Raw genomic sequence first — 24,799 nt, 5'->3', positions numbered from 1 at the left:
TTAACAATGGCTAATGGGCGGGAATGCGAAACGGTAGCGGTGCGCTTGTTGGCGCAGCGTGAGCATTCCCGCCAAGAACTCGCGCAAAAAGTGCGTCAGCGTTGCGAGTGCGATACTATCAGCCTGAACGCGCTCTTGGATAAATTGCAGTCGCTGGGTTATCTGGATGATGCCCGTTACGCGGCTGCTTTTGTCCGTTCGTCAATCTCGCGGGGGCGTGGCCCGCAGCGGATTAACTATGAATTACGTGAGCATGGCGTGGATGACACCACGGCGGCTCAGGCATTGGCAGAAGCCGATGTCGACTGGCACGATCTGGCCTGTGAACAACGGATCAAGAAATTTGGCGGGGAAATCCCGGCTGATTACAAGGAACGCGCCCGGCAATCTCGATTTCTTGCCGGGCGCGGTTTTTATACCGATGCGATTAAAGCTGCTTTCCAATGAATACTGCTGAACTCAGACAACATTTTCTCGATTTTTTCGCCAGCAAAGGCCATGAAATCCTCCCGTCCAGCTCGTTGATACCGGGTAACGACCCGACCTTGCTGTTCACCAACGCAGGCATGGTGCAATTCAAGGACGTATTTTTGGGCGACGATATACGCGCCTATAACCGTGCGACGACTTCGCAGCGTTGCGTGCGTGCGGGAGGCAAGCATAACGACTTGGAAAATGTTGGTTACACTGCACGTCACCACACCTTTTTTGAAATGCTCGGCAACTTCAGTTTTGGCGATTATTTCAAACACGATGCAATTCAGTATGCGTGGGAATTCCTCACCGAAGTGCTGAAATTGCCCAAAGGCAAGCTGTGGGTGACGGTTTACGCGGAAGACGACGAAGCCTATAACATTTGGGCGCAGCAAATCGGTGTGCCAACTGATCGCATTACCCGCATCGGCGATAATAAGGGAGCACGTTACGCTTCCGACAATTTCTGGCAGATGGGTGATACCGGGCCGTGCGGACCTTGCACCGAAATTTTCTACGATCACGGTGAACATATTTGGGGTGGGCCACCGGGAACGCCTGAAGAAGATGGCGACCGTTACATCGAGATTTGGAACTTGGTGTTCATGCAATACGAGCGCACCAAGGATGGCGAAATGCGTCCGCTGCCGAAACCTTCCGTTGATACGGGTATGGGCATGGAGCGTCTGGCGGCGGTGATGCAGGGCGTTCACAGCAACTACGAAATCGACTTGTTCCAAACGCTGCTCAAAAAAGGCACGGAACTGGCGAAAAATGCCGATCCGAATAGCCCGTCATTGAAGGTCATTGCTGACCACATCCGTTCTTGCTCCTTCCTGATTGTGGATGGTGTATTGCCGTCGAACGAAGGGCGTGGTTATGTGTTGCGCCGGATTATTCGCCGTGCTATCCGTCACGGTTACAAACTGGGCATGGAAGCACCGTTTTTCCACAAGCTGGTACAGCCCTTGGTGGATGAAATGGGCACAGCTTACCCTGAGCTTGCCGCTGCCCAGCCCTTGGTCGAACAGGCGTTGGAAAAAGAAGAACGCCGCTTTGCCGAAACCCTCGAACAGGGCATGAAGATTCTGGAAGAGGCGATTGCGGGCATGTCCGGCGATACCATTGACGGCGAGACCGTGTTCAAGTTGTATGACACTTACGGTTTCCCAGTGGACTTGACGGGCGATATTGCCCGCGAACGCAACTTCAAGCTGGACGAAGCTGGGTTTGAAGCGGCAATGAATGCGCAACGCGAACGCGCCCGTGCTGCCGGTAAATTCGGCGCGGATTACGGCGATAAGTTGGATGTGAGTGGCGCAACGGCATTCCACGGCTATGAGCAATTGGCGGAAACGTCCACCATTACCGCGCTGTTCCGTGGTAGCGACGCGGTAACGAGCCTGCAAGCCGGTGATGAAGGACGTATCGTGCTGGATCACACGCCATTCTATGCCGAATCCGGTGGTCAGGTAGGCGATATGGGTGTGTTGCACACGGGCGATGCGGTATTCCGCGTTACCGATACCCGCAAGCAGGGCGCAACCTTTATCCATATCGGTGTACTGGAATCCGGCATCTTGTCCGTCGGTGCAACAGTTGCCGCCGAAGTGGATGCCGAACGCCGCCAAGCCATCATTCTCAACCATTCCGCCACGCATTTGATGCACGCAGCATTGCGCCAAGTATTGGGTACGCACGTTGAGCAAAAAGGCTCATTGGTGACACCCGACCGTTTGCGCTTTGACTTCTCGCAACCCGACCCGGTTTCCGCCGAGCAAATTGCGGAGGTGGAAGCCATCGTCAACCGTGAAATCCGTGCCAATGCTGCGACTTCTGCGCAAGTCATGAACATGGAGGCTGCCAAGCAAGCCGGTGCAATGGCATTGTTCGGCGAAAAGTACGGCGACGAAGTGCGTGTTTTGAAAATCGGTTTCTCCACGGAATTGTGTGGCGGTTGTCACGTTAACCGTACTGGCGATATCGGCTTGTTTAAAATCGTCAGCGAAGGCGGGGTTGCCGCCGGTGTGCGCCGTATCGAAGCTGTGACCGGTGCGAATGCGCTGGCGTGGCTTGCGGAAGTCACTAGCCGTTTGGATAATGTGGCGCGTTTGCTCAAATCCAATCCAGTGGAAGTGACCGACAAGCTCGATGCGATGCTGCAAAAAAGCCGCGCTCTCGAAAAGGAACTGGAGCAGCTTAAAGGCAAAATGGCTTCCCAAGCCGGTTCTAACCTTGCCGATCAAGCGGTGGAAGTGGGCGGAATGCGCGTCCTTGCGGCGCATTTGGAAGGGGCTGATCCCAAATCCTTGCGCGACACCGTTGACCAGTTGAAAAACAAACTGGGCAAAGCGGTGGTGATTCTCGCCACGGTAGCAGACGGCAAAGTCAGTTTGGTGGCAGGTGTCACCAAAGATGAAACCGCCAAAGTCAAAGCCGGTGATTTGCTGGGCTTTGTGGCGGCGCAGTTGGGCGGCAAAGGCGGCGGTCGCCCGGATATGGCACAAGGCGGCGGCACGGATGTGGCAGCATTGCCAGCCGCGTTAGCCAGCGTACAGGGCTGGGTTGCCGAGCGCGTTTAATCGGGTTTAATTTAGAAGTGTTTTGAAGGTAAACAGTAAACAATGGCACTGATCGTACAGAAATACGGCGGTACATCGGTTGGCACACCTGAGCGTATTGAGGCTGTGGCTGACCGGGTAATCCGCTGGAAACAACAGGGCAATGATGTCATCGTGGTGGTTTCCGCGATGTCGGGCGAAACCAATAAGCTGGTCGCTCTTATCAACGCCATTAACCCACAAGGTTCGGAGCGCGAAAAAGACGCGATTCTATCCACTGGCGAACAAGTCACGATTGGCTTGTTGGCAATGGCGTTGGAAAAGAAAGGCCAGCCTGCGCGTTCTTATACCGGGGCGCAAGTCCGCATTTTGACCGATGATGCGCACACCAAAGCGCGTATCCGCGACATTGATGCCGACCCAATCCGCAAGGATCTGGCGGAAGGCAAAGTGGTGGTAGTAGCAGGTTTCCAAGGTGTGACCGAAGATGGCAGCATTACCACCTTAGGGCGCGGCGGTTCGGATACCACGGGTGTGGCACTTGCCGTTGCGCTGAAAGCCGACGAATGCCAGATTTACACCGACGTGGATGGCGTTTACACCACCGACCCGCGTGTCGAACCCAAAGCGCGTCACATTCCGCGCCTGACCTTGGAAGAAATGCTGGAAATGGCCAGCCAAGGCTCCAAGGTGCTGCAAATTCGTTCGGTTGAATTTGCCTACAAATATGATATGCCTATCCGTGTGCTGTCCAGCTTTGACGAATTTGGTCAGGGCAAAAGCACGCTGGTCACTCGTGAGGAAGAAGTAATGGAAGAAGTCTCAGTTCGTGGGATTGCGTTTAATCGTGATGAAGCTCAATTGACGGTATTAGGTGTGCCAGACCGTCCGGGCGTGGCTTACCAGATTCTGGGGCCGATTTCCGAAGCCAACGTTGAAGTTGACATGATTGTGCAGAATATCGGTTCTGACGGCTCTACTGACTTCACTTTCACGGTTCATAAGAACGATTACGCTAAAGCCCGCCAGATTCTGTGTAAGACCGCAGAAACGATGGGTGCTAAACAATGCACTGGCGACGAACACATCGCTAAAGTTGCCATTGTTGGTGCGGGAATGCGTTCACACGCAGGCGTTGCCAGCAAAATGTTTAAGACATTGGCTGATGAAGGCATCAATATCCGCATGATTTCGACTTCTGAAATCAAGGTAGCCGTTGTGGTTGACGAGAAGTATCTGGAACTCGCAGTGCGCGTGTTGCACGATGCATTTGGTTTATCACAGGCCGCATAAATACCGTTTATCTCGGTTTTAATCGACCCGCTGTTGTAAAAAAGCTGCAACAGCGGGTTTATTTTTGACCATAAAAGTATTTTTAGGTACAGTGTCAGGGCAATGTGTTGCTTTTTTCCCTCTTATGGTAAAAAAGCAACATTCGAGGGTGGGTAGTTCAGCTTAAGTTCAGTGCCTATGTGTGATTGTTGAACACGGCACGTTGGTAACGTGTGGGGCCTAGATTAGCCTTAGCAAGGCTGGGTGATGTCTATACAGCGATATGGAGAGTTTGCAGTATGTTGATTCTGACGCGGAGGGTAGGGGAAACCCTCATGATTGGAGACGAGGTAAGCGTTACCGTCCTTGGTGTAAAAGGTAATCAGGTGCGCTTAGGGATCAATGCACCAAAGGATGTAGCCGTCCATCGTGAAGAAATTTACGAGCGCATCCGACACGAACATACAGAGCCGGTGCTCATTGAAGAAAATACAAATTAAGGCGAATTAGGGCTTTACCTCCAGCACTTTGGAATGTATCCTTACCGCCTTCATTGAGTACCCAATTGGAGAGGTGGCCGAGAGGCCGAAGGCGCTCCCCTGCTAAGGGAGTATGGGCCATAAGCCCATCGCGGGTTCGAATCCCGCCCTCTCCGCCATTTACTCATTGATAGTCAAAAAGATGAAAATTTTTATTGACTGAATTTAATTGAATGCGCATAATGCGCCCCTCAATTGCTACGCATCCGTAGCTCAGTTGGATAGAGTACCTGGCTACGAACCAGGTGGTCGGAGGTTCGAATCCTTCCGGATGCGCCATATTACTATTTCATGGTGTACCATGATGTACCAAAAACCCTTACAGGCCACAATCTGTAAGGGTTTTTGCGTTTCAGGGAGTATCAGCTTGTACCACCCCAGCCCACCAAATTGCTTGTATTAATGTTTGTATCTGCACGTATTCAGGCGGAAACCCTGACTCCTTTTGCTTACATGGCACTAAACTTGTTATTGGATGTATTTAGGTCTACATTTTATTACATAATCTGTAAGAAAGTGTAGATCATGATGCAACCATTACAACAGTTAGGCATGGCACTTAGAACATTGGCTGACTCAGAGCATTATCTGTTCACCCAAAGTGATTTAAGTAGCCTTTTTCCACAGCATAACCCAGCAACTTTAGCAGTATTACTGAGTCGTGCCGTACACAGCGGTGTATTGCAGCGCGTATGTCGGGGGATTTATGTATACCCCGATGTTTATACCAATCACGGTTTATTGCTTTACCATTCTGCGGCTCGTTTGCGAGCCAGTGAGTTTAATTACATCAGTTTGGAATCGGCATTAAGTGATGCGGGAATCATTTCACAACTGCCGCTGAATTGGATCACCTTAATGTCTTCCGGGCGTAATCGGATTGTGGACTGCGGCACATGGGGGCATATCGAATTTATCCACACGCGGCGTGCAGCGGCTGCTGTAGCACCGTTATTAACGTGGGATACGCGCTGCCATTTGTGGCGAGCCAATGTGTCGTTGGCATTACAGGACATGAAATATACCCGTCGTAATACCGATTTAATTGATTGGGAGGTTGCCCATGAATTTGTTTGACCAATTGGTGACACAAGCACTTGCAAACCAGCAAGCATTATCACCGTTACGGGTAGTCGTGGAAAAGGAATTGTTACACCACGACATCTTACGTGAAATGGCGGATGCGGGTTTACTTAGCCGCTTAACGTTCATCGGCGGTACTTGTTTACGGGCTTGTTACGGTTCTAACCGTTTGAGTGAAGATTTGGATTTTACGGGAGGTGCGGATTTTCAGCGTGAACACTTGCAAACCTTGGGGCAAGTCTTAGTTGAGCGTTTACAAGTGAAGTACGGTTTGGGTGTTGAGGTAAGCGAACCGCAACGTGAAACGGGCAATGTGGATACGTGGAAATTACGGGTGATAACGCATCCAGAACAAAAGCACTTGCCGACGCAACGCATTAATATCGACATTTGTGCCATTCCCAGTTATGAGCCGCGTCCAACGGTATTACGTAACCATTATGCGGTCGATATGGGAACCTCAGGGCTGATTCTGCAAGTCGAAAGTCGGGCGGAAATCCTTGCTGATAAATTAGTGGCGTTTGCATTGCGTCCAAACCGCATCAAAAACCGTGACCTGTGGGATATTGCTTGGCTACGACAACAAGCCGTGGATACGCCACTGGCGTTGGTCGCGAAGAAAATTGCGGATCATAAACAGCTGTCGAGCAGTTCATCACCCAAATGGATCAGCGTATGCAGCAATTACTGACTGACGATGGTGTACGAGTCGATTTTCTGCATGAAATGCGCCGGTTTCTTCCCCCTGATGTCGTTACCCGCACTGTCGAAAATCCGGCATTTTGGGATTATCTGCGTAATACCCTAGAAGAAGAATGCCAGCGTGTCATGCGTTTTCTCCGTCAAGATGGAGCGACTAACGTTTTCAGGATGTAACTATGTCAACGGATAATACCCTGATCATCACGCGCCGTTTCCGCTGGCGCAGCCTGAATAAGCTGCTGCATGGTGGCATCGGGCGTGTTGACCAAGGTGTTCAACCACTCGCTTGAAATTCCCGCTTGTTGGCGTATTTGGGTTGCTTGCTGCTGCTGTTTCGGCGTGCCTTGCCACAACCGCTGGCGAATTTCAGCCACACTGAGCTTGTCGGGGGAAACCCTTAACAAATAATGGGTGGGTTCGTCGTCGTCGCGGCTGATAATGCCGTAAATGTTCAGTTCGTCTAGGGTGTTTTCTAGCAGGAAACGCGACACGGGGATTAGTTGGCGTAAGTCGTCAAGCGTGGCGGGTGTGTCTTTATTGAGAAAGCGTGTACCGATTTCGCGCAAAATGGCGATGGTGAGTAACTCGCGGGTTTGCATACTGGTTTCGGTCGGCTGTTGCGGCAGGTGTACGGCATCGGGGTATTGAAAGTAATAAGCCAAACGTGCGCCGGTCAAGACAATCAACCAGCCCACATACAGCCACAGCATAAATAAAAATAGGCTGGCGAAAATCGAATAAATCGCGGTTTGCTGCCCAGAACTGACCACGAATGATGCAAATAACCACCCCGCGATTTGCCAAGCAATGCCCGCAAAGGTCGCGCCGCCCAATGCCGCCCAAGGTTTGACGTGAGTATTCGGCATAAACAGGTAGAGCAGGGTGAATGCCAGCACGATTAGCACCGTCGGGCTGGTTTGTAACACCAGCGATAACGGTTTCAGCGTCACTACGGTGTGTACGATTTCCCATTGGCTGAACGCGCCCCACAAACCCAGTGCGGAAAACAGCAGCAGCGGCCCCACCAAAACTACGCTGAGGTAATCGCGAAATTGCGCCAGAAAGGAACGCGGACGTTTAACCCGCCACACGAAGTTAAACGCTTCCTCCACCTTGCCCATCAGGGAAATCACGGTGTAGAGCAAAATCGCCAAGCCCGCGAAACCCAGCACCCCGACCTGCATATTATCGACAAAGCCCAAAATCTGTTGAGTGAGTTCGAGGGCTTTCGCGCCCATCGGTTCCAGCAGTTTGAGCAGCAAGGGTTCCATTTGGTTGTGAACGCCAAAGCCTTTGAGCATCGAAAAGCTCAACGCTAACAGCGGTACGAGCGAGAGTAGCGTGGTGTACACCAAACCCATTGCCCGCAAAGTGATGTTGCCTTGATGCATGTCATGGAACAGTGCAATAGGCAGTGTGCGAAGGAATTGAAAGGTTTTTGCACGCATTTTTCAGTGGTATATCAATAGAAACTTATGGAGAATTCGGGTTTCGCGTCAATTATTGCTACATTCGGCGCGATTAAACCATTTTAGGAGGTATTACCGCGTGAACGCACCTGTTTTTCTGGAAGATTTGAAACGTCGTGTTGCCGAGCATCCTTTTTTACGCCATCCGTTCCTGCATCTGGTGTCAACCCAAGCGGTGTCGCGGGAGCAGGCGCGGCGGTTCGCGTTGCTGTATTACCCGCATATTTTACGCACCCGCTTGTATCAGGCGAATGCGCTGGGGGTAACACCCGACGAGGGCATTCAAGCGGTGTTGGCGGAAATTTTGTACGATGAATACGGCAATGGCGATTCGTCACGCTCTCACATGGCGGTTTACCGTAAATTCATGCGTGCGCTGGATATTACTGAGGAAGAAATCGCTAACCCGCCGATTATTCCAGAGCAGCAAGGTTACATTGATACCATGATGCGCGTGACCCAGGGAACCGATTGGCTGGCGGCAGTAGGTGTGGCAGGGATCGCCGGGGAGTGGCCGATTCCGCCGTATTACCGGATGCTGTTGCAAGGTTTGCGCACAGTACCGGGGTTGACCGATGACGCTTTGGAATTGTTTATTGGGCATATCGAGCTGGATGTACACCATTCAAAAATCGTCGAAGACGCGATTATGCCGTATTTGCAGGATGTCGCAGGGCAGGCTTCGTTGTGGCGTGGCATTGAGCTAAATTTAAATGCGCGACTGGTGCAATTGAGCGGTTTACAGCGCGAGGTTTTTGGTTCGGCGACATAAGCGGTTTGCGTTATACTTTATACTGGTGTTAACAGGCTGATAATGGTAACTTCCCCGCAAAGTTGCGGGTGTTGCCGCCGTTAAAAATACATAATCGCTTTGAGGAAAAATACCAGATGGGTATAAGCAAACAGTTATCAGGTATGCTGGCAATGGTGCTGGCTGCCTGTCCTATAGCCGTGTTGAATGCTGCTGAAATCGTTCCGGTGGAAACCACGGGTTCATCGTCGCGTTCGGTGTTAGGCAGTACCGTGGTTCCCTACAAGGAAGTCACGTTGTCGGCGCAAGTGCCGGGTGTGGTTAAATATGTCGCGGGTGGTGTCGGTACTAACCTGCAACAAGGCGGCGTGATTTTTCAGGTCGACGACACTCAGTTGCAAGCTAAACGCAGTGCGGTCGTGGCGCAAATTGCGATGGCGCAAGCCGCCGTGCAAAATGCGCAAAGTCAATATCAACGTGAATTAACCTCGCCACGCAGCAAAGACATTGGCGCAATGCCGGGGTTTGGGTTGCCTGCGATGTTCGACAAAATGGCAGTGCGCCCGTTTGCCGATTCCGTGATGGGTGGTTACAACTCTGACACGATTCGCCAAGCGGATTTAAATAACGCGATTTCCTCCGTTTCACAAAGCCAAAGTCAGCTTCAGCAAGCCAATGCGCAATTGCAGGAAATTGATACCGCGTTGCGTGATGCCAGTGCTTACGCGCCGTTTGAGGGGATGATCCTCGAAAAAATGGTGGAAGTGGGCGATACCGTGCAACCTGGTCAACCGCTGGTAAAATTCGGTTACGTCAAATACAAGCGTCTGCAAGCGGATGTGCCGTCCGGTTTGGTAGGCAATCTCAGCCAAGACATGGTAGTGCCTGCCAAGATTGATGGCAGTGTGCAAACTTCCGTGCGTGTTGCGGAAATTTACCCGATTGCCGATGCCAGCCGCCACACTGTCACGGTTAAATTCGACCTGCCGCTGGAAATTACCACCGCGCCGGGTATGTATGCCGAAATCTACCTGCCTGAAAGCAATAAAGGCGATAAGCAAGTATTGACCATTCCCAGCACCGCGTTGATGAAAGGCAGCAGCTTGCCGAGCGTATTGGTGGTGAAAGCCGATAATACCTCGGAATTGCGCTTGGTACGTCTGGGTGCTGATCAAGGCAATGGCAAGATGCAAGTCGTGTCTGGCTTGACGGCTGGGGAACGCATTATTGACAAACCACCAGCGGGCGTGACTTCCGGTTGGATGCCATCAGCGGCGGCTGCACCAGCTCCGGCTGCGGCAACAACGGCTGTTGTTCCGGCTCCGGTTGCACCACCCGCGCCAGCAGCACCTGTTGCCGCGCCGGTTGCGCCAGTGCCACCCGCTGCACCGGCTGCGCCACCAGCGGCTGTTCCGCCTGCGAAGTAACACGGCTACATTAGGTTGTAGGTTTGGAGAATCATTACCCCTAGGCTGGTTGTAAACAGCGAGCCTAGGGTGGTGAGTACGACAGTGTTTGCCGCCAGTGTCGCATTACCGCCCATTGCGCGGGTCATCACATAACTCGCTGCCGCCGTCGGTGCGGATGACATCAGCAGTAAAATCCCCAAATCCATCCCGCGAAAACCCCACCACCAACCGCCAGCGGTAAACAGCAACGGGATCAATACCAACTTGCTGAATGTCGCGAGCAGCGTTTTATTCATTTCCTGTTTCAGGGTGTGAAAATCCAGCGAAGCCCCGGTACACAACAACGCCAACGGCAAGGTCATATCCGCCAAGGTTTCCCCGGCTTTCATCAGCAACGCGGGTGGTCGCACATCCCACGCGGCGAAGGGTAACGCCAACACAATTCCAATAATCAACGGGTTGGTGACAATATTCCATAGTATGCCGCCAATGCCTTGCTGCTTGTGTAACGAGCGGCTCAAGGTAATCACCCCCAGAATATTGAACAAAATGCTCAATATTCCCACGTATAACGACGCGGCAGCCAACGCGGTTTCACCATACGCATTCACGCAATACGCCAGCCCAATAATCGCCATGTTAGAACGGAAAATCCCCTGCACCACCACGCCACGATCCGCTGGCGGCTGCACCGTGAAATGCACCATGATCTCCGTCAACACAAACAGCAGCAGCATCGCCACCAAACCGTAAGCCATCAAATGAAAATTCGTGGTGGTGTCGATGTGCGTTTTCGCGATATTCACAAACAACAACGCAGGCAACGCCCAGGTAAACACCAAGCGCGAACCCACCTCAATAAAGCCATCACTGATCGCGCTGCGCTGGCGCAACCACAGCCCCAAGGCCAGCAAAATAAAAATCGGTCCCGTGACCGATAAAGAAAACAGGATAATGTTCCAAAATTCGAGCATTTCGCACCTGCCAAACTCAAACAAGCAACATACCACACCCAGAAAACCAACGTCACAACGCGCCGCTTCGCCGGGTTGCGGTAACGGCAAATATCCGCAGTACAGATGTTCGTTCAGCCCCGATAAATCTTTTGTAATTACCGCTAATTCAGTATAAATTGTAACCGTTTGTCGGTGATGTATGACGGTTTGTCGCGATCTTAGTCGGTACAGGCTAGGGCGGTAGCGTATTTAGGATTTAGATCATATCGGCGGGACTACGTACACTGATACCGGGCGTATTCAACACATGGGTATAAATCATCGTCGTCGATACATCCGAATGTCCCAGTAACTCCTGAACGGTACGGATGTCGTAACCAGACTCCAGCAAATGGGTGGCAAACGAGTGACGAAAAGTGTGACTGGTAGCGTGTTTGGTAATTCCCGCCTGTTTCACTGCCCGACGGATGATTTTTTGCAAACTGGTTTCATGCACATGATGGCGGCGCACCACGCCCGAACGTGGATCAGCAGCGACACCACTGGAAGGAAACACATATTGCCAGCGTAGTTCTTTCGCCGCATTTTGGTATTTTCTCCCCAAGGCATCGGGCAGATACACCTCACCAAACCCATTTTTCAAATCCATTTGGTGTTGACGCTCAACAAAAGCGATTTGTTGTTTGAGAGCTTCTTTGAAACGTTCGGGCAATGGCACAATCCGATCTTTAAAACCTTTGGCATTGCGGATCAGCAATTGGTTGTAATCGAAATCCACATCCAGAATCCGTAAAGTCACGCATTCCATGAGACGTAGCCCGCCACCGTAGAGCAAACCGGTCATTAAGTGGTGCGTCCCTTTGAGGTGCTGGAAGACGCGGCGTACTTCGTCGCGGGACAACACCACTGGCAATTTACGCGGACGTTTTGAACCGATAAAGTCACCCAAATCATCCAGCGGTCGTTTCCACACTTGATTAAACAAGAACGCTATCGCATTTAATGCCTGTTTTTGAGTAGAAACTGACACATTGCGTTTAAGCACAAGGTATTCGAGGTATTGTTTAACTTCTTTACCCCCTAAATCATGCGCGTCATTGGGTTTGTGGAAATAGAAAAAGCGGGCAATCCAACTACGATAGGTTTGCTCGGTGCGCATCGCATAATTTTTGAGACGCACCGTTTTGACCACTTCCGCTAATGCAGGTTGGTAACGTTGGTAAAGCTCATTGGAACAACGCTCTTCACCTTCGAGCATTTCCAGACCTTCGAGGGCATCGGTGTAATCACGGGCAACAGTGGCATGATTGGCATCTAACTTTTTCGCCGACGCTGACCAGTATTCCCAATCGAAGTCGTTTGCCCAACTTTTCTTCAATGCCAGACAAAACAGAATCCGTATAGCATCGACGACTTGCCCAAATTGCCACGCTTTCAAGTTGACTTCACGCCCTACTTTGTTGAGAAATTCTTCTACTTGCTGGGGTGTATGGGTACGGATGTGATCGTCAGGAAAGTAGGCAATGTACTGCTTAGTACGCAATACATACCACGTCACATACTTCTGAGTAACACCTTGTTTAACAAGAAAAAGTGTGTAGTTTTCCCAGAACTCATGAGAATACGAGGTTGCTGGTTCTACGGGACTTCGTGTATGCTTCTTATCCATTAACATTAGCTGAATTTAGGGGACACGACTTATGATAATGCCAGACTATGCGGAATTCTCGACGAACCAGATAGGCGGCGTGTGCTCACCGATTGAGCGCAGGCTTCCTATCCTGATATTCCAGAACGCCGCCTAATAAACTGTTGAACTAAACCGCTAACGCGGTAGCCCACTGATTCCCAACGATTTTCCTCTGATGAGCCACACTTTAAGTGTCCGATAGATGGACATTTACAGGAGAACCCATCATGAAAGTCAGCCCGTTGCGCCAGCGGATGCTGGATGCCATGCAGATGCGTGGCTATTCCCCCAGAACCCACGACAGTTATGTCCAAGCCGTCCTTGACCTAAGCCACTATTACCACCGCTCACCAGACAAGATTTCGGCGGATGAGGTGCAGCAATGGTTGCTGTGGCTGTTAAAAGAACGCCACGTTTCATCCTCCACCTGTCACCTGTATTTCAACGGGATACGCTTCCTGTTTGTGACGGTGCTGGAAGATGCGGATTTTATGGCTTACCGCTTTGCCTTGCCCAAACGCCAGCAACGTTTGCCTGATTTGCTGTCGCGGGCGGAGGTCAGCCAACTGGTGGCAGCCCCCGACAACCCGACCCACCGGCTGCTGTTGCTGAGCTGTTATGCCTGCGGGCTGCGGGTCAGTGAGTTGGTGAATATCCGGGTGCAGGACATTGACGGCAGCCGCCGCATCTTGCATGTGGTGCAGGGCAAGGGGCAAAAAGACCGTTACGTGCCCGTACCCGACACCTTGCTGGCACAATGGCGGGCTTACTGGCAGCGTTGCCACCCCAAACAATGGCTGTTTCCGGGGAAATACTACGGCTACCAACAGTCGATGACGACACCCCAGAAAATCTACCTGCGCGCCAAGCGGCAAGTGGGTATCCGCAAGGCAGGCGGCATCCATAGCCTGCGCCATGCGTTTGCCACGCATTCGTTGCAGGCGGGAATGCCGATCCACCAGTTGCAGCAGGTGTTGGGGCATGAGCATGTCAGCAGCACGATGCGCTATGCGCATTGGTTGCCGGAAACCCAACAAGGCGGGCAAGCCATTGATCTGCTGGCGGGGCTGGATGCCGCCGCCGTATGTTACGCCTAGCCGAGGTGGTGCAGCGGTTTCAGTCACACTTGCCGCCGCTGCCACCGCCAGTGAACAAGGTGTGCCAACAACTGCTGGCGTGCCGCACCGCTGCCTTGGGTGGTTTCCAACTGCGCTGTGGGGAATGCGGCGAGGAAGTCCCGCTGTACCATGCCTGCCGCAACCGCCATTGCCCGCGTTGCCAGCAGCAGGCCAGCGAGCAGTGGCAACAGCGTGAACTGGCGAATGTTGTGCCTGCACCGTACTTCCATCTGGTGTTCACCCTGCCACATGAGTTGAACGGTTGGGTCAGGCTACATCCAGCGGTGGTTTACCATGCCCTGTTCCGCAGCGTGTGGGACACACTCAACACCTTGGGGCATGACCCCAAACGCCTCAACGGGCAATTGGGGATGACTGCGGTACTGCACACCTGGGGGCAGAACCTCAGCCAGCATGTCCACCTGCATTGCCTGATCCCCGGCGGGGCATTGGATGCTGCGCAACAGTGGCATCCGGCAAAAAGCACCTACCTGTTCCCGATCCGAGTGCTGTCGCGCCTGTTCCGGGGCAAGCTGGTCAGCCGCTTGCGGGAGGCTGCCGAGGATGGGCAATTGCCGCGTGTCACCCACCCCGGTGAGGTTAAACAATTGCTGGGGCAACTGATGCGTAAAGACTGGGTGGTGTATGCCAAACCCTGCCTGCACAAGGCCGAAACGGTGGTGAAATATCTGGCACGCTACACCCGCAAGATTGCCATCAGTGAGTCGCGCCTGTTGGGTATCACCGATGAAACGGTCAGCTTCCGCTACCACGATTACCGCGATGGGCAGCAGAAAGTGATGACCTTGGCGGGTGATGAGTTCCTGCGCCGCTTCCTGCAACACGTATTGCCTGCGGGGTTCCTGCGCATCCGCCATTACGGCTGGTTGGCGAATGCCTGCCGCAAAACCCGCTTGCCGCAAGTGCGCGAGGCCATTGCCCGTTACGCACCCACGCTGCCAATGGTGGCAGACAAGCCAATGGAAGCCATTGCTCGCTTTGATGGCATCCCTTGCCCTTGTTGCAAAACCGGGATGATGCGGGTGCGTTACCCGCTGCCGCCGCAACGGTTGGAGTATGGTTGACGGCACAATAGGCAGGTAGGTTTAGCTTTGGGCAAGGGAAAAACAGGCAGCCCCGGACTGCCCCCCACGGCTGTTGCGTCTGCTGGACAAAAGGCTCGAAACGCCCCTGACCCTGTGCTATGTTTGACCACAATCAGGGTAGCAGGCGGTGACAAGGCAATGGAAAAGCAGCAGTCGGTGTTAAATAATCGGGCAGCATGGGCTAATGTAGCGAAAGGCTGGAAAAGCAATCCCCTTATAGATAAAGAGTGGGACTCCGTAGCACGCGGTTCCGTCCAACAAGACATTTATGCCCAGTGCTGCCGCACACGGCATAAAATGCTTTAACGTTAGCTCCCTTACACTTAAAATCACCTTGAAAACTTATTTCTTATGATAAATTTAAATGTACTAAGATTTTTCATTGCCATTGCATTCGTCATATCCCTATTAATTTATCATCTTCTCATTGGCATAACCCCTGCCACCCAGTTAAACAACTTTGATACGGCCATTAAAATTTCTCAGTTATTGGTATCTGGAGTCATGTTTTGGATCATTATTTCAAATAAATTTCTATTGAGGTTTTATTTGGGAGAGGCATATATAAAAGGCGGTTACAAAGGCATTGCTACACCAATTGTTGAAAACAAAGAAAAAGATAAAGAGATAGCTTTACGTAATGATATTGATCAAGATGAATCCAATGTAAGCTTCTCAATAAAACAAACAATATTCGGCACAGAAATCTCTGGAGTTTCATTCAATAAAAATGATGGGAAATTAAGATCTACTTGGACAGGAACAGCATTTAAAGTCGAACGGAATAAATTTTACTTTGGCATAGAAATATCAAAGAAAACGGTTGGTTATGCCATCATGGTTTTAACATTTAATGATGATCTAGTAACTGGTTTTTACTATCCAGCAAAATTAGATTATGGATATATCGTAAAATTTGAAGGCAAAAAAGCAAAAATAGCTAACGAGATATTCGACGACGGACGCAGTGACAGCCCGCAACTCTGACCAATCACTCTCCGCCGCGCCCATCAATTCAGACGTTATGCACATAAAATAATATGTCTCATCTAGACGTAAATGAAATAAATATAGAATTCTGGCTTGGTCGGCTTGATGGCTATTTAGATGCACTTTCGATTGTTAATGGATATTTTAGAGAATTCAGATATTTTGCTTACATCTGCAACATATCGAACAAAGACATAAATACATCAATCACTAACCTATACAAGCCAGACTGTACCGTAACATTTGGCGAAGTCGAAAAAATTCGTCATTGGGTTCGATTCTTACAAGAAGAATTTGAATCTTTAATAGTTGATGAATCATTAAGCAAAGCAATAGAAAATAATAAAAATCGTGCTTTTCAAATTGCTTGGTATATAATAGAGATGATACGAATTATATCTGATAATTTCTCATCCGAAGAAATATACAAATGCACAATACAGGTCAATTGCGATAAAGATATTAGTGAAGGCATTCTATATGCAATACCATTCAAAGATAAAACCTTGGTCATCAACCTTCAAAAAATAATCAAATCTTAAATAATAATCTGCATATGACAAATAATAAATATTCTGCCAGCTTAATGAATAATACTAAATGGAGAGAAGTGCTTTTACTGACCTCCCATTTCTACCCCACTTTTGAAGTGGCTTATACAGAAAGAGAGAAGTTTCAGAGTGCCCGTTCACCAGAACCAAAGATGCTAAAAACAACTTATATAGATGATCCTGGCATCGCTGGAGGCCCAGCAGAATACAAAGACATTTATGCCGTCAGATTTCCTATATTCCACAATATTAGGAATCCAATAACTGGTGTTACCACAAAAAATAAATCAATTTATGAAGAATTTATTTTAGCACTTAAATCTTTAGGTTCTATCCCTATTACAGAAATAGATGAATATATTTATATTTTTGGCTATCAGCGATAAGAGCATAACGAGTTATTCGACGACGGACGCGGTGACAGCCCATGACTTCGCCCAATCTACTCCCCGCCGCGCCCGTCAATTCGGACGTTGAGGGTGTAGAAAAACCCTCCAAACCGCTATTTTGTGGGATAATCAGGCATCGCAAGTACCCGAACGAGTAGGCAGGCATGGCACGCTACAAACCGATGCATCAAGGCTTAAAACTGTTGGCACTGGACTTTGACCGACAAATCCTGCCCGGTACGTTTGAATACGCGCTACGCCATTTGGTGGATAACGAACTCGATCTTGAAGGTTTCCACCAACGTTATAAGAATGATGTGCAGGGAGCGGCAGCCTTTCACCCGGCGGCTTTACTCAAAATCATCCTGTTGGCCTACAGCCGTGGCATTATCAGCAGCCGTAAAATCGAAGCGGTGTGCCGCGAGAATATGCTGTTCATTGCGGTTTCCGGTGACAGCCAGCCGCATTTCACCACACTGGCGGCCTTCATTGCCAATGCCGGGGATCTGATTGCCAAACTGTTTGCCCAAGTGCTGCTGATATGTGACCGCCAAGGGTTAATCGGCAAAGAGCTATTTGCCATCGACGGGGTGAAGTTGCCGTCCAATGCCAGCAAAGAAAAGTCCGGCACACGTGCTGACTTCCTGCGTCAAGCCGAACGCATGGAAAAAGCCGCTGAAAAGATGATCGGCAAACACCAACAAACTGATGCCAGCCAAACGGATGAGGCAGCAGCCAAACGCGAAGCCAAACAACTGGAACGCCTACAACGCGAAGCCAAGCAGTTACGTGATTGGTTGGCGGACAACCCCGAAGACCGCAAAGGGGTTAAAAACGGTATCCGTTTGTCCAACCGTACCGACAACGAATCCGCCAAAATGGCCACCAGCAAAGGCGTGGTACAAGGCTATACCGGCGTGGCGGCAGTCGACAGCCAGCACCAAATCATTGTCGAAGCCCAAGCCCACGGCACAGGGTCGGAACAAGAACTACTGATGCCCGTGGTCAATGCCACCGCTTCAATGCGTAAGCCCGAAACGGTGATCGCCGCCGACAACGGCTACCACAGTGAAGCCAACCTCAAAGCCCTAGCGGAAGCCGGGATTGATGCCTACATCCCTGACCAAGACTACCGTCAACGCGATGAACGCTATGCCGACCAAGCTATCCACCAACAAAAGCCCGACCCGTTAACCAACAAACGCCACAAAACGCCCAAAGTCACCACCTTTAAGCCCGGTGATTTCCAGTTAGCGGAAGACCTCAGTCACTGCCTGTGTCCGGCGGGCAAACGCCTCTACCGTACCGGCAAGAATTGCACCCTCAACGGCTATGCCTCGGTACGTTTCCAAGGCGCGTTGCGTGACTGCGAACCCTGCACCCGCCGTCACGAATGCCTACGCACACCCGACACAACCCGCGCACGGCAAGTCACCTTCCTGCAAGGCAAGCGTGATGACAGCCCCAGCCACAGCGACCAGATGAAGCCAAAAATTGATTCAGACCTCGGCAAACGCATCATCGCCCAACGCTTCGCCACCGTCGAACCCGTGTTTGGGAACTTGCGCGGTAACAAACGCCTGCACCGCTTCACCTTGCGCAGCAAAGCCAAAGTGGACGGGCAATGGAAACTGTTTTGCCTGATGCACAACCTCGAAAAGCTGGCACATCACGGGTATGCCGCATGAAGGGAGAAATGATGCAGCCAAACACGAAAACACACACCGTATTGCCCGTATCAGGCGGCATTCAGGGCGTTATGAGGAAGCCGGAGGTTGGCAACAGTGAAAAAACCTGTCAGCCGTGTGGGGTGTTCAAAAAAATGACTGACCGATCTGGATGGGATGATCAGATTTAGGTTTTTCTACACCCTCGTTAGCCAACACAACACGGAAGCATCGTGAAATTTGATTTTTCAGCACAGTTTCTTCGAATTAATCCACCAGACACAAGCTTCGGCGATGCTTGGGAATCACTTTGCTATGCTTTGTTGGATGCCGAACTTAACGATTCTTCCTTGATTCGGCTTCGGCCACCCGATAAGGGGGTGGACATACTTCATAGAAATGCGCAAAGAGCTTTTCAGTGTAAGAGTAATGAACAAGGCGCATTCGGGTCTCTAAGTTCAACTGAAAGTATAAAATCTCTAAACTCTGCTTTTGCAGAGAAAGCAAAGCTCTCATGGGAAGCTTTCGCGTTTGCCACAAACGCTAATTATACTGGCAGTGCGTTCACGTCGATTATAGATGCAGCTAATAAACTAGGATTAAATGAAAAGCAAATAGAATTTCTAGGCCCAGAGCATTGGGATAAGCTTTGCATTCGCCACGAAAATTTAATCTCTGATCGGTTTGACTATAGAATTCCTGTTGCGAAAGAACGCGTAACTCAAGCATTTGCAAATCAACGTTACTTTCCACAATACGTATCTCAATATACATCAGAAGTTAAGAATTCTAGCCTGGTTATGCGGATCTCCAACAATCGAACTCCTGCGATACTTGAAATTCCTTTTTCTCCAGAACTCACTGTTGAACACCTTGTCGATGTTGTTAAAGATTTACTTGGCGTTTCACTTGAATGGACTAATTATCAAGATTTAGGTACCTCTGCTGGGCCTTCGATATCATTGACGCTGGACAAGAAAAAACAATCGTTCAATAAAAAGATTGGTGAGCTAAATCTAGGTCAGGAAAACGAATTAGAATTTTGGATTACGATCGTATGGCGCGACGAAGAAAAGAAAGATGCAACAGAATCAAAAACACATATGGAGCGTTTCAACCTCGAATATCTTAGCGAGTTTAAAACAACAAGCCGCAGCTCTATTTCTTATGGTGAGAGAAGAGAAAAAACCATTTCACGTTCTGAAGAGATTATTGAAAACATGCTATGGAATGGTGTGAGGCAAATACAAATTGGCTAACAAAGGGCTACACCGGACATCCAAAAGCTGCTCGGCTTTCCGCTACGCTTCAAGCCACTCCGCTTTTGGCTGCCGGTGAGCCCAGGCGTTGGCGACATTTAAGATAAAAACCGATAATCACTAAAAATATGCCGATTATCGGTAATTCGATACATTTTATTCCTTATCTTAACCACACTGGCGGAAGGACAACTTTATGAAAGATAACAGTCATGGTAGATCGCATTAGTAATAATTTTTTCGATACAACTCGCAACGTGTCAAGAAGCTCTGCTCTTGATACAAAACCAGATAAGCAACTTATCAATAAGTTTGAAAAAAACTTATTAGCTGATGGCAGCATGAATAATGATGGCTTTTTTGTTTCAAATCAAATAATTACACCAGACGATATTAAATCAGAGGGTGGTACAGCCTGTGATGGAAAAGGTGGATTTAAAGAGATTATCAGTTCAGGTATATCTGATGAATGTGGGATACATAGTTGCTATGTTCAACATGAACAAATACATATTAGTCAACTTAGCAAGTATGCCCCTAAAATTTGCGAAGGACAGGCTGAAGGCAAAGCACTAGGTTATTTGGACAATGCTAGTGCTGTTAGATATGAGCGACCTGCTTATAAGGATACCATCAAATGTTTAGAAGAAAAAATGGATGATGCATCTCTGCTTTGCAAAGCAGAATTAAAGATTAAAGCATTTCAACTCCCTGGTGCTTTCAATGTAATTTATAGAGAGAAATTGTAAATTAAAGTTCAGCAGCTTAATATTAATTAATTCGGCAATCATAAAAAACTATGAACAAAAAAATCTTAACGATATTGGTTTTGTTTTTAATCAATATTGTGATTTTTAGCTACCACAGTTTCATTTACTTCTCTTTCTCTCCCCCTGAAGGGGAAATTATCATGGGTAATGATTATGGAGCTACTCGCATTGTTGCCAATTACTTTGAATCTTATTTAGCTCTTTTTCTTGCCATACTTTCTGCTTTAGCTTTACTCATCCACTTAAGATATAAAGCTATCCCTCACCTAACTTGGATTATATTAGTTAGCTTATATATTGTATTTTTAATGATGGATATTATTATAATTAAAGGTTTTATGTTGACTTACTCTTTGCCTGTCATGCTATATCTACTTTATCAAGTGATACGATCAATAATAACACGACCAGCAAATTAAAAGACAGCCCACTTTATTAGTGCTTTGCAACCCTAATTAATACGCCAACGAGACATTCGACGACGGACGCGGTGACAGCCCGCTACTCCGACTCGTTCGACTCCCCGCCGCGCCCGTCACACGAGACTGTCCACGGGTTGACGGGTTGACCGCCGATAAACTCCCCGCCGCGCCCGTCACACGAGACGGTTGAGGGTGTAGAATAACCCTCCAAACCGCCATTTTGTGGGATAATCAGGCATCGCAAGCACCCTAATGAGTAGGCAGGCATGGCACGCTACAAACCGATGCATCAAGGCTTAAAACTGTTGGCACTGGACTTTGACCGGCAAATCCTGCCCGGTACGTTTGAATACGCGCTACGCCATTTGGTGGATAACGAACTCGACCTTGAAGGCTTCCACCAACGTTATAAGAATGATGTGCAGGGAGCGGCAGCCTTTCACCCGGCGGCTTTACTCAAAATCATCCTGTTGGCCTACAGCCGTGGCATTATCAGCAGCCGTAAAATCGAAGCGGTGTGCCGTGAGAATATGCTGTTCATTGCGGTTTCCGGTGACAGCCAGTCGCATTTCACCACGCTGGCGGCCTTCATCGCCAATGCCGGGGAGTTGATCGCCAAACTGTTTGCCCAAGTGCTGCTGATTTGTGACCGCCAAGGCTTAATCGGCAAAGAGCTATTTGCCATCGACGGGGTGAAGTTGCCGTCCAATGCCAGCAAAGAAAAGTCCGGCACACGCGCTGACTTCCTGCGCCAAGCGGAACGCATGGAAAAAGCCGCTGAAAAGATGAAGCTAAAAATTGATTCAGATCTCGGCAAACGCATCATCGCCCAACGTTTCGCCACCGTCGACCCGTGTTTGGGAACTTGCGCGGCAACAAACGCCTGCACCGCTTCACCTTGCGCAGTAAAGCCAAAGTGGACGGGCAATGGAAACTGTTTTGCCTGATGCCCAACCTCGAAAAGCTGGCACATCATGGGTATGCCGCATGAAGGGGTTAAAGCGTGCCAAATTTGAACACCCAAATAATGGGATGATCCTTTACATTCGTATCTGTTCGGATACAATTAACTCATGAACATCATCCTCAAGTCAGACAAGTTCGATGATTGGTTATCCAATCTGAGAGACAAAAAAGCAAAAGCCAAGATTGCTTTACGGCTTGGGCGGGCTGAACAAGGTAACTTTGGTGATTGTGAGCCTGTCGGCGAGGGTGTGTCTGAGATGCGCATCCATTACGGCCCCGGCTACCGCCTTTATTTCACCCGCCGGGGTGATGTCGTTTATTTATTGTTATTGGGTGGCGACAAATCGACCCAACAAACTGACATCAAGAGAGCCATAGAGATGGCTAACAATCTGCCCAAGGAATCAACGCCATGACAAAATTTACCCCATTTGATGCGGCTGATTATCTTGATGATGAAGAGACTATCGCTGCTTATTTATCCGAGGCACTTGAAGACCCTGACCCTGATACATTCCTGATGGCTGTCAGAACCGTTGCCCGCGCCCGTGGCATGACACAACTGGCTAAAGATTCAGGGCTTGGGCGGGAGAGCCTTTATAAAGCCCTGACACCTGGTGCAAAACCCCGTTATGACACAATGATGAAGGTGATTCGTGCGCTTGGGATCAAATTACACGCCGAAGCTGCTTAAAAATAAATTAATGCGCCAACAAGTTATTCGACGACGGACGCGGTGACAGCTCGCGTCTATCACCCTGCCAAGTCCTGAAAGATCATAATCTTTCGCTTATCCCGCCATTATCCCCAGTGGCACTGCCCACAACTCCACGCCGTCGCACTCCCCGAACGGTAGCGCACGCTCCCCCGCATACAACACCATTCCCTGCACCACTCGCCCCGGATTTTGTTCGATAAAGTGGCGCATGTGCCGAAAATCCGTTGGTGTCACGCTATGCGCAGCCTTCACTTCCAGCAATACCAACCCCTTGCCGTTATCCAGCACAAAGTCGATTTCTTTGCCGTCGCTCGTGCGGTAAAAACTCAAATCCACTGGCTGCGTCGCGTAGGTATTGGCTTTCACCAATTCACTCAGCACGAAGGTTTCATAAACCGCGCCCCGGTTATTGGACTGGTGTAATTCTGCTGGGCTGGTGATCTTTAGCAAATGGCATAAAATCCCAGTGTCGAGCATAAATACTTTGGGCATTTTCACCAGTCGTTTGGCTGCATTCGTAAACCACGGTTTTAGCAGTGCGACTTGATAGGTGTTTTTCAAAATGCTCAGGTAATTATCCAGCGTTTTGGTATCAATCTGGCAATCGTTGGCTAAATCTGATTTGTTTAGCAAATTGGCACTGCGCAACGCCAGCGACAGGTACAAACGCATAAAGCTGTCCAGATTGCGGATATTGCCCATGTCGAGCAAATCGCGCTCGACGTGAGAGCGAATGTAGGAGCTAAACCACAGCATCCGCGTTTTAGGGTGTTCAATTCGCTGGACTTCGGGAAAGCCGCTGTTGATGATATGACGGTGTAACATGGCCTATTTCTGTAAATTCTAGGGGTATAATGCCGGAATTTACAGAGTATGCATCCCCCCCATCTGGTGGCATAATCCACCGCATGTCTCAACAATTACCTCCCCTGAATGCTTTGCGTGCCTTTGAGGCCGTTGCCCGCCATTTGAGTTTTACCAAAGCGGCAGCCGAACTTAATGTGACCCGCGCCGCTATTAGCCACCAAATTAAATTTTTGGAGGAGTTCTTAGGTTTTGCCCTGATTGAGCGGCATAACCGTACCTTGGTTTTAACTAAAGCAGCAGTAGCGGCATTGCCGCCGTTGCGTTCGGGATTTGATCATTTGGCGCAGGCGGTGTCTTTGATGCATGGCGAACGTCAAGCGGAAAGCATTACGGTGTGGGCAGCATCGTCGTTTGCGTCTAAGTGGTTAGTGCCGCGCTTGCACCGTTTTTCGCGTCAACACCCTGATATTGATATGAAAATCAGTGGGGATGCGGGGTTGGTGGATACCGATACGGCGACGGAAAGTGGAGCGATGGATGGGGTGTTCCGTAGTCATCAGGTGGATGTAATGATTCGCTTTGGTTTTGGGCATTATGCGGGTTGTCGGGTGGATAAATTGCTCAGTGTTTCCGCCGCGCCTTTGTGTAGCCCTGAGTTGGTGAGTGAGGCACATCCGCACCCGTTACATGCGCCGTCGGATTTGGTGTTTCATACCTTGCTGCATGATGACACGGCTTACGTGGGGCATCCGCGCTGGGCGGACTGGCTGGCATTGCATGGGGTGAGTGGGGTCAATGCGAAACGGGGGTTGCATTTCAATCACGTGTCATTGGCGATGGAAGCGGCAATAGACGGGCAGGGCGTGTTGCTGAGCATTAAGAATTTAGCGCAATGTGATATTGAAGCAGGGCGGTTGTGCATCCCGTTCGCGCTGGATATGCCATTGGAACAGGCGTATTACATTGTGCGCCCGCAATATGAGGGCGTGCGCCAGCGGGCGGTGAATGCGTTCGTGGCTTGGTTACAAACGGAGGCGAGTGCGCCCGGCTCCTAATTTGCGTTAGTTTTTCTAATCATTAAGTTGAAAAAATGTAGCTTGTACCTCAAAGCTAAACTACCTAATATTTGC

Annotated in this window: 26 protein-coding genes, 2 tRNA genes and 1 pseudogene; 25 read left to right on the top strand and 4 right to left on the bottom strand. The window is 49.8% G+C overall.

What is annotated here, in order from left to right; genetic code table 11:
* Positions 1-6 precede the first annotated feature (6 nt).
* The 9 genes from J9260_RS10800 to J9260_RS10760 all read left to right on the top strand — a co-directional run bounded on the left by J9260_RS10800 (position 7) and on the right by J9260_RS10760 (position 6,805).
* A complete protein-coding gene (locus tag J9260_RS10800; protein WP_210217782.1) occupies positions 7-447 on the top strand; it encodes a regulatory protein RecX in 441 nt (146 codons plus the stop codon).
* Entirely contained in the window at positions 444-3,056 is a 2,613-nt protein-coding gene (gene alaS / locus J9260_RS10795) for an alanine--tRNA ligase (RefSeq protein WP_210217781.1), read from the top strand. The genes J9260_RS10800 and alaS overlap by 4 nt, the downstream gene beginning before the upstream one ends.
* 42 nt (positions 3,057-3,098) lie before the next feature.
* Positions 3,099-4,328, top strand: coding sequence for an aspartate kinase (locus tag J9260_RS10790; RefSeq protein ID WP_210217780.1), 1,230 nt, complete (start codon positions 3,099-3,101; stop codon positions 4,326-4,328).
* Between the two features lie 278 nt (positions 4,329-4,606).
* Positions 4,607-4,807, top strand: coding sequence for a carbon storage regulator CsrA (csrA, locus tag J9260_RS10785; RefSeq protein WP_210217779.1), 201 nt, complete (start codon positions 4,607-4,609; stop codon positions 4,805-4,807).
* 67 nt (positions 4,808-4,874) lie between these two features.
* Positions 4,875-4,965 (top strand) — tRNA-Ser (locus J9260_RS10780).
* A gap of 83 nt (positions 4,966-5,048) precedes the next feature.
* A tRNA-Arg gene (locus J9260_RS10775) sits at positions 5,049-5,125 on the top strand.
* 246 nt (positions 5,126-5,371) lie between these two features.
* Positions 5,372-5,923 (top strand): type IV toxin-antitoxin system AbiEi family antitoxin, encoded by a 552-nt coding sequence (abiEi, locus tag J9260_RS10770; protein ID WP_210217778.1) that lies wholly within the window; start codon positions 5,372-5,374, stop codon positions 5,921-5,923.
* The gene (locus J9260_RS10765) at positions 5,910-6,620 is read left to right on the top strand and encodes a nucleotidyl transferase AbiEii/AbiGii toxin family protein (RefSeq protein ID WP_210217777.1); all 711 of its coding nucleotides are present in this window, start codon (positions 5,910-5,912) and stop codon (positions 6,618-6,620) included. Before abiEi ends, J9260_RS10765 begins: the two co-directional genes overlap by 14 nt.
* Positions 6,605-6,805 (top strand): hypothetical protein, encoded by a 201-nt coding sequence (locus J9260_RS10760; protein ID WP_210217776.1) that lies wholly within the window; start codon positions 6,605-6,607, stop codon positions 6,803-6,805. The genes J9260_RS10765 and J9260_RS10760 overlap by 16 nt, the downstream gene beginning before the upstream one ends.
* Positions 6,806-6,810: 5 nt before the next feature.
* On the opposite strand, the gene J9260_RS10755 is transcribed toward J9260_RS10760, so the two are convergent.
* Positions 6,811-8,022 carry a YihY/virulence factor BrkB family protein gene (locus tag J9260_RS10755; protein WP_246499395.1) on the bottom strand — a complete coding sequence of 404 codons (1,212 nt, stop codon included), beginning with the start codon at positions 8,020-8,022 and terminating at the stop codon, positions 6,811-6,813.
* A gap of 157 nt (positions 8,023-8,179) precedes the next feature.
* Here J9260_RS10755 and J9260_RS10750 point away from each other — a divergent pair, with 157 nt between their 5' ends.
* Positions 8,180-8,872, top strand: coding sequence for an iron-containing redox enzyme family protein (locus tag J9260_RS10750; protein ID WP_210217774.1), 693 nt, complete (start codon positions 8,180-8,182; stop codon positions 8,870-8,872).
* Positions 8,873-8,988: 116 nt separating this feature from the next.
* Entirely contained in the window at positions 8,989-10,278 is a 1,290-nt protein-coding gene (locus J9260_RS10745) for an efflux RND transporter periplasmic adaptor subunit (protein ID WP_246499394.1), read from the top strand.
* A gap of 5 nt (positions 10,279-10,283) precedes the next feature.
* On the opposite strand, the gene J9260_RS10740 is transcribed toward J9260_RS10745, so the two are convergent.
* Both J9260_RS10740 and J9260_RS18685 read right to left on the bottom strand, forming a co-directional pair.
* Positions 10,284-11,234 carry an AEC family transporter gene (locus J9260_RS10740; protein ID WP_210217773.1) on the bottom strand — a complete coding sequence of 317 codons (951 nt, stop codon included), beginning with the start codon at positions 11,232-11,234 and terminating at the stop codon, positions 10,284-10,286.
* Between the two features lie 238 nt (positions 11,235-11,472).
* A complete protein-coding gene (locus J9260_RS18685; protein WP_425520093.1) occupies positions 11,473-12,774 on the bottom strand; it encodes an integron integrase in 1,302 nt (433 codons plus the stop codon).
* 359 nt (positions 12,775-13,133) lie between these two features.
* On the opposite strand from J9260_RS18685, the gene J9260_RS10730 reads away from it, so the two are divergent.
* From J9260_RS10730 to J9260_RS10675, 13 genes and pseudogenes are all read left to right on the top strand, one after another.
* Positions 13,134-14,003: a tyrosine-type recombinase/integrase gene (locus tag J9260_RS10730; RefSeq protein WP_210217459.1), complete on the top strand. Its 870-nt coding sequence runs from the start codon at positions 13,134-13,136 to the stop codon at positions 14,001-14,003.
* Entirely contained in the window at positions 13,991-15,109 is a 1,119-nt protein-coding gene (locus J9260_RS10725; protein ID WP_210217460.1) for an IS91 family transposase, read from the top strand. Before J9260_RS10730 ends, J9260_RS10725 begins: the two co-directional genes overlap by 13 nt.
* Positions 15,110-15,634: 525 nt before the next feature.
* Positions 15,635-16,117 carry a hypothetical protein gene (locus J9260_RS10720; RefSeq protein WP_210217771.1) on the top strand — a complete coding sequence of 161 codons (483 nt, stop codon included), beginning with the start codon at positions 15,635-15,637 and terminating at the stop codon, positions 16,115-16,117.
* 53 nt (positions 16,118-16,170) lie between these two features.
* On the top strand, positions 16,171-16,662 hold the full coding sequence (locus J9260_RS10715; RefSeq protein WP_210217770.1) for a hypothetical protein: 492 nt from the start codon (positions 16,171-16,173) through the stop codon (positions 16,660-16,662).
* 14 nt (positions 16,663-16,676) lie between these two features.
* The gene (locus J9260_RS10710) at positions 16,677-17,057 is read left to right on the top strand and encodes a hypothetical protein (RefSeq protein WP_210217769.1); all 381 of its coding nucleotides are present in this window, start codon (positions 16,677-16,679) and stop codon (positions 17,055-17,057) included.
* 167 nt (positions 17,058-17,224) lie between these two features.
* Entirely contained in the window at positions 17,225-18,748 is a 1,524-nt protein-coding gene (locus tag J9260_RS10705; RefSeq protein ID WP_210217768.1) for a transposase, read from the top strand.
* Positions 18,749-18,960: 212 nt separating this feature from the next.
* Positions 18,961-19,986 (top strand): hypothetical protein, encoded by a 1,026-nt coding sequence (locus tag J9260_RS10700; protein WP_210217767.1) that lies wholly within the window; start codon positions 18,961-18,963, stop codon positions 19,984-19,986.
* 212 nt (positions 19,987-20,198) lie between these two features.
* Complete coding sequence (locus tag J9260_RS10695) at positions 20,199-20,735, top strand: hypothetical protein (RefSeq protein ID WP_210217766.1); 537 nt, start codon at positions 20,199-20,201, stop codon at positions 20,733-20,735.
* Between the two features lie 161 nt (positions 20,736-20,896).
* Positions 20,897-21,175: a hypothetical protein gene (locus tag J9260_RS10690; RefSeq protein ID WP_210217765.1), complete on the top strand. Its 279-nt coding sequence runs from the start codon at positions 20,897-20,899 to the stop codon at positions 21,173-21,175.
* Positions 21,176-21,444: 269 nt separating this feature from the next.
* Positions 21,445-21,759 (top strand): annotated as a pseudogene (locus J9260_RS18910) (transposase); the annotation flags it as partial.
* Between the two features lie 272 nt (positions 21,760-22,031).
* Positions 22,032-22,169 (top strand): transposase, encoded by a 138-nt coding sequence (locus J9260_RS18905; RefSeq protein WP_425520092.1) that lies wholly within the window; start codon positions 22,032-22,034, stop codon positions 22,167-22,169.
* A gap of 82 nt (positions 22,170-22,251) precedes the next feature.
* Positions 22,252-22,560, top strand: coding sequence for a type II toxin-antitoxin system RelE/ParE family toxin (locus J9260_RS10680; protein WP_210217763.1), 309 nt, complete (start codon positions 22,252-22,254; stop codon positions 22,558-22,560).
* Positions 22,557-22,838, top strand: a complete 282-nt coding sequence (locus J9260_RS10675; protein ID WP_210217762.1) for an addiction module antidote protein — start codon at positions 22,557-22,559, stop codon at positions 22,836-22,838. The genes J9260_RS10680 and J9260_RS10675 overlap by 4 nt, the downstream gene beginning before the upstream one ends.
* Positions 22,839-22,934: 96 nt before the next feature.
* Here the strand turns inward: J9260_RS10675 and J9260_RS10670 are convergent, their stop codons facing one another.
* Positions 22,935-23,687, bottom strand: coding sequence for an ATP-binding protein (locus J9260_RS10670; protein ID WP_210217761.1), 753 nt, complete (start codon positions 23,685-23,687; stop codon positions 22,935-22,937).
* 83 nt (positions 23,688-23,770) lie between these two features.
* On the opposite strand from J9260_RS10670, the gene gcvA reads away from it, so the two are divergent.
* A complete protein-coding gene (gcvA, locus tag J9260_RS10665) occupies positions 23,771-24,724 on the top strand; it encodes a transcriptional regulator GcvA (RefSeq protein ID WP_210217760.1) in 954 nt (317 codons plus the stop codon).
* Positions 24,725-24,799 lie beyond the last annotated feature (75 nt).

Origin of the sequence: Thiothrix unzii, from assembly GCF_017901175.1 — a bacterium.
GTDB classification, from domain to species: Bacteria; Pseudomonadota; Gammaproteobacteria; order Thiotrichales; family Thiotrichaceae; genus Thiothrix; species Thiothrix unzii.
This window is presented reverse-complemented; position numbering and strand designations above follow the sequence as displayed.